Here is a 17,464-nt window from a genome sequence, read left to right on the forward strand (position 1 = left end):
CTGCTCCTTCATTATCTACCGACTGATATATTTTGCAAATTTACCTACAACCGCGTATCGTTCCATGCCATCTGCTCCGGTTATATAATAGGGACCGCTGCGGAGCCAAGCGTGAGCTACCATTTTGCCAGACTCGTCTCTGCCGGTCCCAAGATAAAGTGTGCTTTCAATTTGACGTTTTTCAAGCATTTTTAAAGCAGCTATAGCCTTAACGAGACATTTACTCTCCCAGAACGTATGTTGACTCATAATCTGAATCGCATCGTGAACTCTGCTTAATGTGGCCTTGTTAGGTAAGGTTTGGCTATTCGTTGTTTCCTCCATCTGAGCGCCTAACGAAGGTGCGACCCTAGAAAAAGGAAGAAAGAGTAGCAAACGCGCCCACCCCAAATAGATATAAGCTTCTATAAATAAAAGCATTGTTTTCGCATCTAATGAGAAAAAACTTCTAACTTTATTCACGATGCCCATCGGCTCCAACTTGAACCAAACCTTCTCCTGCCATATGTGCTAAGAAGGATATTACATGCTGCTCGCACTCGTTTTGGTCCACATCATATTCCTTCATTAATGTAGAAACTAACTGGCCAATGGAAATAGGATTTTCAATAGAATCCCATATTTTACCGCCAATTTCTCCTAAATTGTAATACTTTCCGTTCTGAACACTTAGCATGACTTTTTCGCCGCCCATATCGCTGACGATGTTCCCTTTTCCTTGACATACACAATCTTGCAGTGAAATTGTTTCATGATTCATCATGGTTTATTCCCCCAAATTTAATGTTCCCAGGATGGTCGAAACCAATTGAGGCGCTGTAAAGCTGGATACTGGTCGACTTAATTGAAACATTTGAATATGATGCAAAATGCTCGCAGATGTTTTAAAGTGCCAATCGACTAATCCTAGACCAGGAATAAAGAAATTGCGATAGGTATGATAAAATAGCGGATAGAAACGTTCGAGCTTTTCAATAAGACGAATCTCTATATCTTCATTCGCTGTTTTCACAAGTTCAATCACGCCGGCGAGAGGTAAGGATTCCGTACAGTAGCTAGTGGATACCGGGATATAATATTTATCCACTCTGCCATATAAAGACTGATAATTACTGGATACCAGACCAAACTTGGTAAGACTATCTTGCCATAGCTTCTGTTGTGGATAGGATGGAGTAACGTATGGAATGTTATCCTGTGACAACGTGATTGCTATCACATCATCACTTAGAAGCTGAAATCCTCGAGTTATGAACGCTGAAGCTAGCGTTGACTTCCCCGCACCTGAATCCCCAACAATTGCGTAAGCCTTACCATTAATTGCTAAAGCACTGCCGTGCAGAGGAAATATTTTTCTCTGCATCAAGATAGCACCCATGCATGTTCCAAGAACGAGAAGTCGAATCTCGCCTTCTTCTGCTTCTTTCATCGGTGAAACCGTGATTTTTTTCCCATCCTGAATAGAGAACGTTGCGATTTCAGGAATATGAAACATCGTTAAATTCTCTTTGACTAGAAATTGATTGGGATCATCGGATAAATCAAAGTATAATGGCGTGAGATCCGGGTCAATACGTATTTCAATATCCGCTACTTCTTGCTGCTCACTCACTTTGATTAATTCCGGCAAATCCATATCGCTTAATATGGTTAACCCGAAGGCTTTATAGATAAGTTTTTGTTTGACTTCTAACATTATTTCACTCCATTGTTACCATGATTATGTTAAAGCCCCTATACTGTCTAGATGTATAAGGGCTTTAACATATGTAAGAAATCTAGTTAGTTTTTAAGCTAAGTTAATCTTAGCTCCATGTTAATTGGTCTTTAGGCGTTCCTGTCGGATAATTATGATCGAGGTGATTCCCGTTTTTAGGATCAAGCATTGTCATGTTTACATTCAACACTTCTAATTCCGGTTTTTGCCATTCTTTTTTCATATATATTCACCTCCTTTCAAGCAAATTTTTTCATGTATCGGTATAGGATTAAACTGCGCATTAAAATCTTATAATCAGCATCGGTCGCATATTCCGGGATAGCCCCAGCTTCAACCTTTGCCAACGCAGCATTTAACACATCACCATCTAAATAGCTCAAGATTCTATCATCCTTGCTGAGTTGTTTTAACTCAGCTTTATATGTATCCCAATGCGGAATCATCCGATGAACCCAGTCAGCACCCTGAACCCCTCGATAATGCAGATTTAACCTGACCTTATCCGGCAATAACTTTTCTGTAGATCTTCGTATAAGAGACCGATCAACACCGTTTTGCACATATTGTTCTTCAGGTACAGAAAGGCAAAACCGGATCACCCGTAAATCGTTGGTTGGATCACGCTGCCATAGCGAGTAACGTAATGACAACTTTGCCGTTAATGTGTTTGTCGTATTCCAGTGGAATACATCCTTGAAATGCTTTCTCCTTAGTTCATGCAGATTAGCAGTAGAGGAAAACCAACCTGTTTGATCTATACCGTAGTCTTTTAGTCTGTTAAATACATTCGTTCTTTTAGCTAAATTCTGATTAATGATTCTTGGGAATATATAAGATTTATCCTCTGATGGAAATATTCGGTCGATGAATGGAAAGGCTACTCTAGCCACTTCTGGAAGCCTCCGCAGTCTTGGCCCTCCCACTTTACTACTGTAGTGATGCAGCTCTTGTACAAGACGAACCCACTTCATTTTTTTTAAAAGTAGGGCGTAATGCTCGTAAGCGGATCCCCAGGATATGCTTAAATTCCCTCGTGCGCCGCTTAATAACACGCCAATTCCTTCCTGCTGCGCTTTCTCAAATATCCCTTTAATCCAGAAGGAGTTCTCGAAATATTTATAGGGAAGCTCCGTTATTTCCAGAAAATCGTCAATTTCTGTATACGAGTTTTTACCCTCAAGATCCAAGTAATGATCGTTAATGCCACCCACATGCTGCACGGTCGATTGAATAAAGGGTCGTTCATCCGCCATTAAATGCCTGGGTGTATAATCCTTAAAATCTTTAGGAGGAATATAGCTAAATGTATGCAATCGTTTGGCATTCTTGCTTAGAGAATTAGCAGCAAAACTGACAATGGAGCCAGAATCTAATCCGCCGCTTAATTGAGCACCGACCCCACGATTCGTCCGTAGACGCGATTGGACAGCTGTTCGAAAAACATCTTGGAAAGCTTCTACGTACTCATCATTTGATTTCAGCTTTAACCGCTCTCCCGCAGTTAGCGTGCAATATCTAGTAAGCTTTATTTGCCCGCCGGTAATCGAAATGCTGTGAGACGGTAACAATTGATCAATATGTTGATACGGTGTTATTGAAGCATCTACCGCTTCAACCACAGCAGAAATCGCCAAATATTCCGCCAGCCATTGTTCGTTCAGTTCCTTCTTCACATAGGGTAGCGTCAACAAAGGCTCAATGGCCGTACAAAACGCAAACCGCTTTGCATTAGAGTGAAAATAAAGCGTCCGACTCCCCGAAAAATCCCGGGCGCCAAAAAGCATTTGCTTCCTCTCATCCCAAATCATAAAGGCAAAATCGCCAATCAAATGCTTCGGAGCATCCTCGGCCCATTTGTGATAGGCCAGTAAAATCAGCTCACTATCCGGTATGCCAGCTCTCCGGTCTCGCTCTATTTGAAGCTTCTCAAATAATTCATCTCGGTTATCAATGATCGCATCAGCGGTTATCGCTAATTTTCTATTCTGATCATAGTAGGGTAATCGCTCACCAATCGACTCTGGCGTGATCCACTGTGCATGACAGCCCAGGAAGATCTTCTCATGGTGCCATACCTGAACATCGTCAGCTGGATATTTCTCTAAATCGAACATCATACGATGACCATGTTCCGTATTTATCGGTTCCTGATCATAATGGAATATCCCGGCTATGGCACTCATTTTCTACCCCACTGTACAATTAGTAATTGATATTTCACTGCGTTGACGTTCTTTTTAAAGAACGACCGAGTGAACGTATGCCTTATAATTCTTGTTCAATTCCCCGACTTACTTTTCATTTATTTGACCACTTGTCGTTCTTTATCGAGAACAATTTCAGGATATCATCTTCGTTCTTTACTGTCAACTGCTTCCTAAAACTTTTTCATCTCGTTCGAAAACATCATTTTTCCTAGGTTACATACGAATTGAACGAGCGCTGCCCATGAATGTCCAAGGGAATCAAAATTGAAAAACTTATCATAAACTTTACTTACAAATTGTTTGAAATTTCGACGGCTTCTTCCCCTGTACGCCCCCTGAAAGTTGAGCTTACTTCGAAGCGGCAATGGCAACGGCAATTCCTTGATCTCCGATAAATGAGGAAAATAACGATACACGATAAGCAATGTTCTTATCATTCTGCGCAGCGTTTTATGTGCAGCGGCATCCTCTAATAACCGATTAAAGTCAATCTGATCATGCCTTGCCTGAAGAATTTGGATAATATCTATGAAATATTTGGGCGAATTCATATAATGGCTCCAGCCATGTAGGCAAATCATATAAAACGAATGGTAAACAGACAGCTCCTTGACATATTGGAAGGAGGCCATCGGCAGCGCTTCTCCCCAAAATTCGTCCATATTTAAATTCGAAGTTTTCTCGATCAGGAAATCCCAATGGAGTTCAACCGTGAGCGGAACCGGACAGTGGGGCAAAGGTTTGGATAAGCTCCAGTGGAAATGCGACATCGTGCTCTCTTGCTGGGTGGTATATCCCAGCGACTTCACACACTGAATAGCCCGCTCCAAATCATGCTTCTGCACCAGCACATCAATATCGGTTGTCCCTCTAGCTCCAAGGTGACCAAAATATTTTTCAGCCAAATAGACGCCTTTAAGCGGAATGACAGAAATCGCCAACTCCTCGAATTTCTTCAGCAGCCGGTCCGTTTGATTTTTAATAAAAAGATTGAGATATAACGTTTCGTCATAGTCTTGTTTTAATCGTTCTTGAAAAAAGAGCGGAACTTGCGGCCCTCTGCCTTGTTGTTGGATTAAGAAATAAACCTGTGAAGCTACGCCAAAGTACGCAATATCCTCTAACGCTTTTTCATAAAAGGTAACATCCTGAGGAAAAGAAGCCCGCGGATCATACAACGCGTGTATCAAAGGAATGATCATCACTTAGAGCTCCTTTCTCCGACTGCAACCGGTATAATCGACGATACAGTCCTTCCTGCCTAATGATCTCTTCATGACGGCCCATTTGCACGATCTTTCCTTCATCCATAACAAGGATGAGATCCGCATTTTGTACGGTGGATAGTCGATGAGCAATCACTAATGTGGTGCGATTATGCAGCAGCTTTTCCATCGCCTTTTGCACATGATACTCCGTTTCGCTGTCCAAGGCTGACGTGCCTTCATCCAACAAAAGAATAGGAGCATCTTTTAACAGGGCACGTGCAATAGCCATACGCTGACGCTGCCCACCGGAAAGTCTGGAGCCTCTCTCCCCGATTTCGGTATCATATCCATTCGGAAGAGTGGTGATAAAGGTATGAATGCCGGCAATTGACGCCGCCTGTATCATCTGGGCATCTGTGATGCCAGGTTTGGCTAGCTGCAAATTCTCTCTGACCGTACCGCTGAACAACACGGTTTCTTGGGAAACATGAGCGAATAAGCTTCTCTGTTCGGAAACGGTCAGCGCAGCCGTCGAATGGCCGTTGATTGTAATGCTGCCTGATTGCGGCAAATAAAAACCCTGAAGCAAATGAAACAAGGTGCTCTTTCCTGCCCCGCTTAAACCGACAATTGCGACGATCTTTCCGGGCGGAATTTGCAAATGAAATTGATCGAAAACAAGCTTTTGCCCATCATAGCTAAACGAAACATCTTTGAAATGAATGGCTGACAGCATAGGCTTATAGGCAATCGCCTCAGGCAAGCTGTCGGATTCAATCTCTATATCCAGGACCTTAAATATCCTTTCCATGGCGGAAATAGATTTTTGAAGGCCTGCCCATTGTCCAGCCAGCTCTGTCAACGGATATACCAAGTGATTAACAAGATTGATAAACGTTAATAGAGCACCTACGGTTAAGACACCGCTTGAGACGTAGTACGAACCCAAACATAGGCTTATCAGAAATGTGACGGAAGCAGCAGCCTGACTCCCCACATAAAACCATCCGCGCAATTTGGCATTCTGCAGCTCCAGTGCGTATAGTTCCTGATTCCTATTTACATATTTGGCGAAAATGAACTTTTCCATGAGGAAAGAACGGATAACGAACAAACCGCTGAACGTTTCATTCAGCAACACGTTCATTCGAGCTACTAAATCCTGAATAAGCCGGTTATTTTTCCGAAGCATGAAGCCAAAAATAAGCCCGGAAACCATGGCGACAGGCGCCACAAACACGCTAACGAGCGCCAGTTTCCAACTGATTTGAAGCAAGTAAATGAAAACAGCCACATAAATAAACGGTAATTTGATCAAATAAATAAGGCTGCTGCCAATAATGCCATCAAGGTTATGAATATCATTCGTGAAATGCGCCAACAAATCCCCGGAATGTTTACCATCGATGTGCTTTCCAGGCAGCTGCATGATATGTTTGAACACATCAGCGGAGAAGTCCCTTTTTACTCCATTTGTTGCGATGGTCTCCCACAGTGTGGTGAGATACGTCGCCGCAATACTTACGGCAACCAGAAACGCGCCTAAAGGCACCAACCATTTCATACGTCCAAAATGACTATGAATGGCCGCATCCGTAAGATGGCCAAAGAACCATGAGAAGGATAACGTTAAACCGATATCCACGAATAACAAAAGGAATAGCCCCATGTATGCCTTACGATGCGCAATCATGTAGGGCTTCAATATGGAGTAAGTCGTGCGAACATCTTTTATGGCCAATCTTCCCATCATACCCGCGACACTCCACTGAAAGATTAGACTTGAAAGCTTTCTTTCCGATTTAGATAAAATCTTAATAATAGCGCAATCATTGGAAATGTCAGAATAATTCTTCCCCAAACATGAGCATATAGATCCGTTGTATGGATGATCCGCCTTTTCCGCTCAATCCAAGTCAGTTTCCCGATCAATTGATCCAGCCCAATTGCTTCATCATGCTTTAAATTGGTGTCACCTTTACATAGGTAATACAACTGCTTATTCCTTGTGACCATCCGGCAAAATCGATGTGCAACCAAGTTTCCGCCTAATGTACGAAACAAGAGGACATCGCCTTTTTTTATACTTTCCGTGGTAGTAACGCTGAAACGGCAAATGTCACCTTTTTTGATAAAAGGATACATGCTCGTTCCTCGTGCCGGAAGTTCAATCCAGCCATTTTTGGCTAACACACGTGTAAGAAGTTGAATCGATTCTTTAGGAAACAGCATATTGGACCAAACCCCGCCCTATCATCTCCGTCAAAAAGGCTTCAACATCCTCTTCGACGCTCTCGCCGACGGAGGCATACTCCTCACGAACCGCTTCGCTTATGGAGCTTACTGTCTGTGCCACACCAAGTAACGACCAGCAGTAACCGCCTACTTCGTTTAATTTTGTCAACGTAAATTCATCCGTGTTCAAAATAATACATTCCATATCCAGCTGTATGAATTCATAATCATTCATTCGAAGGTATTTGGTCATTAGGATATCAGCTCCCAAAATGTCTCGTTTTTTTGAAAATGCAGCTCGGAAATCGCAACCGAATGAACGACTTGCTGCAGCAGTCGGAAGATGTTCCTTGTTTCTTCCAAGCTGTGAGACCAATAAAACACTTTATTCATAAGAAAAAGAAGGCTGTTCGATTTGCTAAGCGGAACGATCTGATTATCCATGGCCTGATGCAATAGATAGATGTAGGTTAACGGACTAGTCTCTCCTGCACCTGTTCTAACCAGTTCACTTCGAAATGGAGAATCGTAAACCGTGATCTGACCAGGAGTGATTTTAATAATGGTTGCCTCATCGGAAAGCAGCTCCCGGGGATGCGACAGCTTAGCCGCCGTAGATTTACCGGCCCCCGAGTGTCCCGCAAACATATAGGCTCTGCCTTTATCTATCGCACAGGATGAGTGAATCAGCAGTCCGCACTGATGGTAGACCAGATAGGAGCTGTATAGATTCATCAGCGCGTGTTTTAACGCCAACTCATTATGCACAGAAATGTTGGAGTCCTGATAATCCAAGCTGGTCTCGATGCAATAATCGGCCCTTTGAAATAAGATCTTGTGCGATTTTTTGGAAATCTCCACGTGATAGTCAACGAAAGGAGTCCCATATCCCCCTGTAAGTTGAATGAAGAGATCCGGGTTCCGATTGCTCGTATCTACCACGGGGAAATTCCGCTCAATCCAGTACGTCATCTGATCGGAGTCGCAAATCAATTGAACCAGATGCTCTCCAATCGTTGTGTGAATGCGCGCCATTGTACATCCCCTTGGGACTTTATTGATCGTTGAGGTCAACGGCAGTTAGCCGTTAACCTCCTCGAATAATTTCACTTATTCTTGCCGTTTCCATTGCCATTATGAGGTCCGGTATACGGAGGGTTGGGATAATTAATACCGCCATTCCCTTTACCAGGGTGATTCAAATTGCCGTGGCCTTTATTCCAGCTCTGCGCTGTCTCAAAGCGAACCGGCTGTTGACTTAGAACCATGGGGCGAGTATACAATTTGGGTACCTTTTTTGTTTCCTCTTTCATCGCATTCGCTCTCCTATCGTTTCACAGTTTGGACAAGGCGTCTTGCTTCACCAAATGGCGTATCAATGATTTCATAGATCCGAAGATAGACGGTATTTTCCAATCGGTCCGCGTTAAAATCGATGGATTGTGCGCCGCTAACCAGCTTATTATCGCCTGTAAAGGTTAAGACCTTGGAAGCCATGATTCTGTTTTTGGCATCGGCGAACTCAAGTCTCATTTGGGAAAAGCTTTGATCAACGACGATTTCATCCTGAAGTTTAATGCCGAAATCCAGATTGTTTTTATACGAGTAGGGGACACTTCCTTGTCCCATATTGTAGTTGATTCCAATTGACCAATTATTCAACGTGACTTGGAAAGGAAAGAAGGCGGCATCCTTATCGTCCGTCTCGTCCATAACTTTCGTCTTGAAGGCTGCGACTGGCAGGTTGTAGGGCTGTACACTTTTCCCATCCGTAATTTCCATGGCTAACTGCTCACCGTTTTCGGCATTCGGAATAATAAAGGAATAGTAGATGACGTAGCTTAGATTAGGAATGAGTGTGTCTACCTGCGTATTTTGTCTTGTACCCAAATATTTATTACCGCTGCTGCTTGTTAGGACCGTCTGAAAGAGAGGAACCTGCAAGGGGCTTTCACTCTTATTGAGCAGCTTGAATTTGGCCACAGCGGCTTTAAATCCGCCACCCGCACTTTCATAGACGCGAAGATCTACCATGGAAACACTGATTTCTGGCCGAATCAGCTTCGTTAATGGGTCTATCTGAAGCGGTTTATTCCACTCATATTGTGACAGTTGATTCATAAAATACCGCACATCGTTAGCTCCTGGCGGTGTGATCGTCAATCTGCCAATCAAATATTCGGTATGTTTGTTGTCTTCACCCACAAAGTCTTCTGGCGTCAGGACCGACAAACTTTTCAAATCCATCTTATTTCTGATCGGAATGGCATAATGGACATAATTTTCTTCCCCAGGTTCGAGGGTGATCGGATCTTTCTCGATTCGCTTTCCGCTGTAAATCTTATTCTCTGATTTGCCATTGATCCGAAAGTCAGGGATATTGGTTTTCTTATCCCCCGTATTCTTAGCCAGCAATGCCACAATGGTCATAGGCCCGTCCGGTGTATTCTGTTCAGCAAGACTGACCGGCTTGTATGACAGCGTGCTGGACAGCACCGGGATCGTAAACGAATCTTCCCACGTCTTCGTCGTAGAAGGATCGGTAAGGACTGCCTTTTCACCCTTCCATTCTAAGTCTGAAATCGGCAGGGATATAATTTTCTTTTCTTGCTTGGGATAAACGAATTCATCTACATCATAGAAGGAAAGATCCGTTAATGAAAAAACATCAAAGCGCTCGATGTTCGTCATGTAACTAAGCTCTACCGTCTCTTTGGGCTGAATGTTTTTGGCATTAGCCTGACTTGGACGCATGATATATTCCAAGCCCTCTTGCGTCTTGGCACGAACTTCATACTCCGGTACGCCCGTCAGGCGATCCCCAGCGTTATACAAACGTACAACCGTGCCGATTCTAGCTCCTTCGGGGGTTGATTCGTTTAAAATACTTTTCACTTCTACCTTGATATCACTTGTCAACGAATAGCTTTTCACCGTCGTTGTTGATGCATATTTTTCATCGGCTGCTACATGGAAAGCTGCTGATGGAATCACGAGTGAAACGGATAAAATGAACATAACCATCGTATGTTTCCAATTTATTTTCAAGTCAAGTCACTCCAATTTTATTTATTGCTCTTCAATAGCCGTCATTTGAACTTTTTGTTTATTGCTTAACTGACTTGGACTCGTTTTCACAACCAGTTCTCCCTCTTTGAGGCCTGAGAGCACTTCTTGATTAGGCTCGTTCAATCTGCCTAGTTGAATGCTGCGCTTTTCTACGGTGTCTCCATTGAGCACAAATACGAAAGCATTGTCACCCTCTTTAACAATACTGTAGGTAGGGACGGTCACTACAATCTGGTCCTGCTCTTCCGTCAGTTGAAGCTTCAGCTTCATGCCAGGTTTCAATGCCAAATCTTTATTCGGCACCTCGAGATTAATTTCATAGGCCTTCGTTTCCGGATCGATCACTTTGGAGAGATAGCTGATGGCTCCCTTGTATTTCTCATTTGCTCCCACGACGAAATAAGAAAGCTGAGTTTTATTACCGATTTGGTTCGTTTCCGCTTCCGATAGCTGTGCTTTAATTTTAATCGGGTCCAGCCTTTGAATAATCCCGACCTTAGATCCCGCCTGCAGCGCCATCCCTGCCTCCATCGGCATCTCCGTCAATAAGCCGCTTACCGTAGCTCTCACTTCAAGGTTTTTCATCGATTGGTCAAGCTGCTGCAGGTTAACCTGAGCATTTTTGAGCTGCACGTCCAATTCAGGAGAAACTTCCTGCGGCTCTACAGCGCTTAGTTTCTGTTTAAGCTGATCCAGATCCATGCGGGCACTCATCATTTGAGTCTCCATCTGGTATAGCTGAGCTTTCGTAACCAGTCCGATATCATAATCGTTTTTCATTTTATTGTAATTTCGCATTAAACCAGTCATCGACAGTTCCATCTTTTGAATGGCATTGCTCATATCTAACTTTTGGTTTTGCGTCTCTTTTTTAGCTCTTATTTTCGCTTTTTCTATTGCATCCTGAGCCGTTTGTACAGCAATAGCCGCGGTTTCTCTCTGTGTCTGGAGATCGCCGGATCTCAACCGGAGAATCACATCGCCTTCTTGAACCATATCTCCGCGTTTTTTCAAAATTTGATCAATATCTCCGGATGCCTTGGATGAAATGTCAAATTGAGCTGATGATAGTGCTTCTGCCGCACGTTCCAACGGATCACCGATTTTTTGTTTAATGACCTTGAAAGCTTTAATGCTTTTCGGCGCTTGATCACTATACATGGAATTGCTGTCTGCATTGTTCACTGCCGTATCCGAGCACCCGGCCAATATGCCAATGCTTAAAGTCAAAATACAAAGGGTTCTCACGACTTTCGGTTGATGCTTCCGCCGTTTTTTTCTCATAGGATATAGACTCTCTCCCCTTACTTTGATTTCCCGCAACGATTAAAGATACGACGACGCATGATCGCTTTTCACTTCATTCATGACGACGCCAATTAAATTCACATTGGCCAGATGGAGCTCTTCTTTCACTTTCTTGGCGATCCCGCGTTTGACTTTACCGGATTTGACGATAAGGAGCGTCCCATCGCACTTTGTTGCCATAATTTTGGCATCCGTTACTGTTAGAATGGAGGTTGTGTCCACAATAACCATGTCATATGTCGCACTAAGCTCTGCCAGCAAGACATCCATTTGATGGGATGCCAGTAAGCCGGAAGGATTTTGAGGAGCAGGACCCGACGTAACGAATGATAAATTTTCAATATAAGATTCCCGTACGATCTCGTGCAATGTACTTTGATTAGCCAGATAATTGGTCAGCCCTTTAGCATTATCCTCACGAAACGTTAAGTGAATGGAAGGATTTCGCAGGTCGGCATCTACGAGCACCACTTTCTTGCCCGTTTGTGCATACGCAACGGCTAAATTAATAGCCGTCGTTGTTTTCCCTTCACCTCTGCCTGAAGATGTAACGGTAATCGTCTTTGCTTCACGCCCGAATACCGAACAATCGATATTAAATCTTAAAGATCTATAAGCTTCGGATGCAGGAGAGTTAGGATTCTTTTGCATCGTTATGGAAGAATCAGTGGATAGTTTTGGCATATGCAATATCCTCTACTTTTTTTCTGGATTTATTTTTCTGCGCCGCCCTTAGTGCTTTGGTTTTCACTTTCGGTATGTAAGCTAAGGTTGAGAGTTCAAAAGCCTCTCGAACATCCTCATCCGTTTTTAAAGTATCATCTAAAGCGTCCAGCAGAAGAATGATACCAACTGTAACAGCGAGCGATGCAACAAAACTAAGAATGATGTATTGATTTGACTTTTGATTCACGGGTATAGGATTGTCCTGAACTTTGGCTCTATTCAGGATGGTGATATTATCGACCTTCATAATTTTGGGGATTTCTGTTTGGAAAACATCCGATACGGCATTCGCAATCTTCACTGCTCGATCATGGGAAACATGTCGGGCCGTAATCGACATCACTTGCGTTTCATTGAGGTTCGACACATTAACAATAGAAATTAATTGGTCGGTAGATACGTTGAGGTCAGGGTAGCGTTGAACGACTTTATCCATAATCGCCGGGGTTCTAATGATTTCTTTGTAAGTATTAATGAGGGCCATATTAACACCAATGGCTCCATAATCGATTTGCTCCGTGCCTAGTTGACCTTGTTCAGATGTTTTGTTGACAATCAATTTTGTCGAAGCCTGATAAATCGGAACGTAATTGGCTGTCGTATACATGGCGGTTAGAAGCGTACAACCACATACAATTAATGCAATTAGCCACCAACGCTTCTTTATAATCATCAAATAATCTTTTAAATTAATTTCCATGTTTCCCCTCCGTGAGAAGTCATCTTTTTCGAAATTCAATGATACTATTTGTATCTTAATTCTATTACTACTTTAAGATACTTTTCGTATCATGTCAACAAAATATTCCATTTCTAAGTTCCAAATTGTATCACCTAAAATGCGCATAAAAAAAAAGAAAAGCACCTCGAAAGGCCTTCTCTTTCTCTTAATTCATCCCCACGGATTTCACTAAATTCTTCTCACTTGTAAGCCCTGAAACCATCAATGCTTGCTGCAAAAGTAGTGCCAGCAGCCGGCGCATCGAGCCAATGCCAATTTTGCTCATAATATTCGCTAGGTGAATCTTGACTGTTTTCTCGCTGATGCAACAGCTTTCAGCAATTTCCTTATTTGTGTACCCGTGAGTTGCGATCAGGGAAAGAATTTCCGATTCTCGCTGCGTCAGTCCATAATTCGTGAAAAATTGTTGCAAAACTGTATTCTCTGCTTTTGAATTATGCATCATACAACAACTTCCTTTATATGAATGTGGCGTTCTCGGCTAAGGTCTACAAATGCTTCATCGACTCTTACAAGTGGATTTGTATCATCTGTAGGATTAATATAGACGACTTCCGCCCATCGACCATCCGTCAATTTCACTTTTCTGCCAACTAAACTTCGAATGATATTTCTCAGAAACACGGATACGATATGAGGATCCAACTCTCCAAAAAGACCTGCGCGCATCTGTCGCACAACCTCGTAGAACGGCATCATCTCATGATAAGGTCTATTCGAGGACATGGCATGGAAGACATCGGCAACGGCAACAATCCGGCTCAAGCGATCGATTTGGCTATCTTTTAAACCCATTGGATATCCGCTTCCGTCTGCTCGCTCATGGTGCTGCAAGGCAACAAGTGAGACTCGGTAGTTGACTCCAACAGTCTCCCTCAGCATGTTATAGCCCCGAATGGTATGCTGTTTCATGGTGTTAAATTCATCTTTTGTTAATTTCCCCGGCTTTTGGAGAATGTCTTGCGATATTTTAATTTTACCAACATCATGCAAAGTAGCCGCTAGCGTCAACAAGGCTATCTCTTTATCATTCATCTTAAGCCACTTACCGATTAGTGTCGAAAGTACGCCTACTCCGACATTGTGCTGATGCGTGTACTCATCTTTGGCTTTGACAGCTTCAAGTAATTCGAATAAATCAGGATGTTCGGCAGCTTGCTGAACAATAGGAATGAGTTGACTCTTAATTTCAAGCAATGGGATTTTATTCTCTGACTCTATTTGCTCGAATATTTTCTTGGCGAGCTGAGAAGCTTGCTGTACTAGAATTCCTGAAGAATCTTGGGTGTCGGCGACGACTAGTTCTTGTTCCAGTTGCTCTTGGGGATTTGTCGTAATAATGTCCATGAAGTCAATACGATGCTGTCTAAATAAATCTAAATGCTCTGCCGTAAGAACGGTTAAGCTTGGTGCCAATACAAGCCCATAGCTCGTTGTTACATCGTATTTCAACATTTTCCCCGTAAGTTCTTTCAATTAACCCCGCCCCAATTATTTCAAAATATAACCAATTTCTATTATATACGACAAATTAGGTTCCAACCATGGGAGGTAAATCCCGTATTTTTCCTATATTACTAGGATAAAAAGCCTAGGGCCTTCATAAATCAAAATATAATTAGGACTAATGGTATAGTTTGGCAAAATCTCTCCTCTAGACCAGTTCTACCCGTGACATTCGTCTAGCCTCCTGCATATAGTAAGTATCGACTAATCCGCTTTAACCTAAGGAGGAACTTACATCCATGACTTCAAACAAAAAACAAGAGACTCGGCAATCGGAACGGGAAACTGACGTATTGCAGCAGCCCGAAATTAACCCTGCGTATGCGGAAGCCTATCCTCAAACCGCGCCTTATGCATACGGCTATCCTGTACCGCAAGCCTACGCTTGGGTACCTGTATATGACACTCGCATGTTCGGGCTTCCTGGCATGCCTGGTATGGGCTTGCCTGGATTCCCGGGGCAATCCGGATTTCCAGGGCAGCCTGGATTCCCGGGGCAATCCGGATTTCCAGGGCAGCCTGGATTCCCAGGGCAGCCTGGATTCCCAGGGCAGCCTGGATTCCCAGGGCAGCCTGGATTCCCAGGGCAACCTGGATTCCCGGGGCAACCTGGATTCCCGGGGCAACCTGGATTCCCGGGGCAACCTGGCGTGCCAGGCGGCAATGAGCAAGCGCCAACTTCGGCTCCGCCTGCGTATACCCCGCAAAAGCCGCAATCTGTGGCTGGTTCTACATTCGCTGTAGATCCGGGTGGCATTAGACGCTGCATGTTCCGCTTTACCTATGTATGGCTAAGCAATGGCCAGCAGTTCTGGTATTATCCGACTTTTGTCGGTCGTACTTCCATTGCCGGCTTCCGTTGGAATGGTTTCTCCTGGATGTTCTTCGGTATCGATTTACGTTTTATCGAATCCTTCACCTGCTAATAGAGCAATGAAAGCGCAAAGTCCGACACACACGTTAAGTGGGTGTCGGACTTTCTGCTTTATACGGCGGCTGTATAGATGGCCATCCCCGCCAGACCCGGATCGCCAGTTACCCGTCGTACCTCCATATTCAGTACGCCGGCCTTCACAGTGACACTGTAAGGGCCATATCTGGCCCAGTTGTTTAGAGCTAATAAACCGATTGGGACTGTTGTTACCTGCACACCTTCAAGAACTACATCAAATGAGCATGGATTTGCTTGAGAACTTTCAAGAGACCAGACATACACTTGATAATTGCCATTGGACAGCGCTTGAGCAACCGTAAAACTGGATTCTGAAGCATAAATTTTAGAATTAAGCATTACGCTTGAAACGCTGTCAACAGCTGGAACCGGTGTAATTGCCGGCGAATTGACGTAAGTTTTAATATTGGAGGAATACGTGAATAGTACATGATCTCCCGCTAACCATGCTTGCTCATCCATCGTGACAGATGCTCCTCCGAAATTAATCCCACGAACAAAACCCGTATAAATGGCATCCGTTGTCACCGTGAGCGGTGGCGTAAAAGCAGAATTATTCCCCGCAGCATTTTTTGCTTTTACAAGAAAACGGTACGCCGTATTCGCCGTCAGACCCGTGACCGTAAAGCTTGTCGTGGTCGTAGTTCCCGCTAAAATTGTGTTATTCACATAAACTTCGTACCCCGTAACGCCAATATTATCTGTGGATGCCGTCCATGTCAGTGTAACCGAAGTCATGGTCTTGGAAGACGCCGCCAAATTCATCGGCATTGTCGGTGCTTGCGTATCCGGAGTCGGTGTTGTGGGGATATTGACCTTACTTCGATTCAACATTCTTTCTACGGAAGTCGAGTATAAGGCATTTCGCTGAGATGAGGTATTATAGTCATATAAATAATTTGCCCACTCCATAAACCATACCCATTTGGGTTGCTTCGCAAAGGTTGAGCTCGGAAATAATTGGCCGATTTCTGCAATAGCAACCGGTTTTCCACCTGAAATAGCGATGAGACCATCATAATATTCCTGCTTAAAGGGTTCACTGCCATACATATATAAATCTGTTCCTAAAATATCGCATTTGCTTGTCCCTACGAAATGTGTCAAGTAAGGGTTGATATCTGAACTCTTAGGTGCATTTGCATTCCAAACCCAAAGCAAATTATTTAAGCCATGATAATTCGTGAACCGATCATACATAATGTCCCAAAGGAGTTTAAAATTTTGCTTCTTCCCCCACCAGAACCAGTTCCCGTTCATCTCATGGTACGGGCGCCATAGAACGGGAACATCGGCATCTCTGAGCTGTTTCAAAAAAACCGCAACCTTGTCATACTCCGAAATCAGCCAATTGTACTCTGCTGTTCCTGGCGTGCACACACGGTTGAACTCCGCATCCGTCGTATTCCTTTGAACATTGGACCAGGTGTAGGTTGTGAGTGGATAGTTCTGATGCCACATCATGGTCACGAGACCGCCACTTTGAACATATTTCTTTGCTGCATTCGTTACATTTTGCCTTTGAGCTGTGACCTGCGCAGCTGTCTGGCCTGAAATAGGCCCCATCTCGTACCCGGCGATACCAGGGTAATCACCGTACAGCTTGTTAATTTCATTGACATAACCACTCGGGTCCTCCAGCCAGTTGTGAATACCTGTTAATGTTTTGGAACCTGATATCGCATACAAATAATTCAAAACATCAACGGCTCTCTGGCTAGCCTTTGCATTAATCGGAAGCATCCTCCTACTCACCTCACAATGTATTGGTATAATGGCGTACATGTTATA

General features: G+C 43.5%; 19 protein-coding genes. 1 reads left to right on the forward strand and 18 read right to left on the reverse strand.

Annotated features, from left to right (window positions below; translation table 11 throughout):
* Window positions 1-15 precede the first annotated feature (15 nt).
* The 17 genes from ACKTT9_RS33835 to ACKTT9_RS33915 form a co-directional block, all read right to left on the reverse strand.
* The gene (locus tag ACKTT9_RS33835; protein WP_407869444.1) at window positions 16-471 is read right to left on the reverse strand and encodes a lasso peptide biosynthesis B2 protein; all 456 of its coding nucleotides are present in this window, start codon (window positions 469-471) and stop codon (window positions 16-18) included.
* Window positions 455-763 (reverse strand): lasso peptide biosynthesis PqqD family chaperone, encoded by a 309-nt coding sequence (locus tag ACKTT9_RS33840; protein WP_407869445.1) that lies wholly within the window; start codon window positions 761-763, stop codon window positions 455-457. Before ACKTT9_RS33840 ends, ACKTT9_RS33835 begins: the two co-directional genes overlap by 17 nt.
* 3 nt (window positions 764-766) lie before the next feature.
* Entirely contained in the window at window positions 767-1,696 is a 930-nt protein-coding gene (locus tag ACKTT9_RS33845; protein WP_407869446.1) for an HPr kinase/phosphorylase, read from the reverse strand.
* Between the two features lie 109 nt (window positions 1,697-1,805).
* Window positions 1,806-1,940, reverse strand: a complete 135-nt coding sequence (locus ACKTT9_RS33850; protein WP_157317924.1) for a paeninodin family lasso peptide — start codon at window positions 1,938-1,940, stop codon at window positions 1,806-1,808.
* A gap of 16 nt (window positions 1,941-1,956) precedes the next feature.
* Window positions 1,957-3,903 (reverse strand): lasso peptide isopeptide bond-forming cyclase, encoded by a 1,947-nt coding sequence (locus ACKTT9_RS33855; protein ID WP_407869447.1) that lies wholly within the window; start codon window positions 3,901-3,903, stop codon window positions 1,957-1,959.
* A 194-nt stretch (window positions 3,904-4,097) separates the two neighbouring features.
* The gene (locus tag ACKTT9_RS33860; RefSeq protein WP_407869448.1) at window positions 4,098-5,129 is read right to left on the reverse strand and encodes a nucleotidyltransferase family protein; all 1,032 of its coding nucleotides are present in this window, start codon (window positions 5,127-5,129) and stop codon (window positions 4,098-4,100) included.
* Window positions 5,098-6,888 (reverse strand): ABC transporter ATP-binding protein, encoded by a 1,791-nt coding sequence (locus ACKTT9_RS33865; RefSeq protein ID WP_407869449.1) that lies wholly within the window; start codon window positions 6,886-6,888, stop codon window positions 5,098-5,100. The genes ACKTT9_RS33860 and ACKTT9_RS33865 overlap by 32 nt, the downstream gene beginning before the upstream one ends.
* A 23-nt stretch (window positions 6,889-6,911) precedes the next feature.
* On the reverse strand, window positions 6,912-7,367 hold the full coding sequence (locus tag ACKTT9_RS33870; protein ID WP_407869450.1) for a signal peptidase I: 456 nt from the start codon (window positions 7,365-7,367) through the stop codon (window positions 6,912-6,914).
* On the reverse strand, window positions 7,354-7,623 hold the full coding sequence (locus ACKTT9_RS33875) for a PqqD family protein (RefSeq protein WP_407869451.1): 270 nt from the start codon (window positions 7,621-7,623) through the stop codon (window positions 7,354-7,356). Before ACKTT9_RS33875 ends, ACKTT9_RS33870 begins: the two co-directional genes overlap by 14 nt.
* Window positions 7,623-8,405, reverse strand: a complete 783-nt coding sequence (locus ACKTT9_RS33880; RefSeq protein ID WP_407869452.1) for a hypothetical protein — start codon at window positions 8,403-8,405, stop codon at window positions 7,623-7,625. The genes ACKTT9_RS33875 and ACKTT9_RS33880 overlap by 1 nt, the downstream gene beginning before the upstream one ends.
* A 71-nt stretch (window positions 8,406-8,476) precedes the next feature.
* Window positions 8,477-8,683, reverse strand: coding sequence for a hypothetical protein (locus tag ACKTT9_RS33885; RefSeq protein WP_407869453.1), 207 nt, complete (start codon window positions 8,681-8,683; stop codon window positions 8,477-8,479).
* A 13-nt stretch (window positions 8,684-8,696) separates the two neighbouring features.
* Complete coding sequence (locus ACKTT9_RS33890; RefSeq protein ID WP_407869454.1) at window positions 8,697-10,418, reverse strand: hypothetical protein; 1,722 nt, start codon at window positions 10,416-10,418, stop codon at window positions 8,697-8,699.
* 21 nt (window positions 10,419-10,439) lie between these two features.
* Window positions 10,440-11,723: an efflux RND transporter periplasmic adaptor subunit gene (locus tag ACKTT9_RS33895; protein WP_407869455.1), complete on the reverse strand. Its 1,284-nt coding sequence runs from the start codon at window positions 11,721-11,723 to the stop codon at window positions 10,440-10,442.
* Between the two features lie 42 nt (window positions 11,724-11,765).
* The gene (locus ACKTT9_RS33900) at window positions 11,766-12,431 is read right to left on the reverse strand and encodes a CpsD/CapB family tyrosine-protein kinase (RefSeq protein ID WP_407869456.1); all 666 of its coding nucleotides are present in this window, start codon (window positions 12,429-12,431) and stop codon (window positions 11,766-11,768) included.
* Window positions 12,412-13,173 (reverse strand): YveK family protein, encoded by a 762-nt coding sequence (locus ACKTT9_RS33905; RefSeq protein ID WP_127455414.1) that lies wholly within the window; start codon window positions 13,171-13,173, stop codon window positions 12,412-12,414. The genes ACKTT9_RS33900 and ACKTT9_RS33905 overlap by 20 nt, the downstream gene beginning before the upstream one ends.
* A gap of 187 nt (window positions 13,174-13,360) precedes the next feature.
* On the reverse strand, window positions 13,361-13,660 hold the full coding sequence (locus ACKTT9_RS33910) for a response regulator transcription factor (protein WP_407869457.1): 300 nt from the start codon (window positions 13,658-13,660) through the stop codon (window positions 13,361-13,363).
* Window positions 13,657-14,691, reverse strand: coding sequence for an HD-GYP domain-containing protein (locus ACKTT9_RS33915; RefSeq protein WP_407869458.1), 1,035 nt, complete (start codon window positions 14,689-14,691; stop codon window positions 13,657-13,659). The genes ACKTT9_RS33910 and ACKTT9_RS33915 overlap by 4 nt, the downstream gene beginning before the upstream one ends.
* A 467-nt stretch (window positions 14,692-15,158) precedes the next feature.
* Between ACKTT9_RS33915 and ACKTT9_RS33920 the strand changes: the two genes are divergently transcribed.
* Window positions 15,159-15,647, forward strand: coding sequence for a collagen-like protein (locus ACKTT9_RS33920; RefSeq protein ID WP_407873170.1), 489 nt, complete (start codon window positions 15,159-15,161; stop codon window positions 15,645-15,647).
* Between the two features lie 59 nt (window positions 15,648-15,706).
* Here the strand turns inward: ACKTT9_RS33920 and ACKTT9_RS33925 are convergent, their stop codons facing one another.
* Window positions 15,707-17,416: a glycosyl hydrolase gene (locus ACKTT9_RS33925; protein WP_407869459.1), complete on the reverse strand. Its 1,710-nt coding sequence runs from the start codon at window positions 17,414-17,416 to the stop codon at window positions 15,707-15,709.
* Between the last annotated feature and the right edge of the window lie 48 nt (window positions 17,417-17,464).

Source organism: Paenibacillus sp. P36, assembly GCF_045866505.1.
Classification (GTDB): Bacteria; Bacillota; Bacilli; order Paenibacillales; family NBRC-103111; genus Paenibacillus_E; species Paenibacillus_E chondroitinus.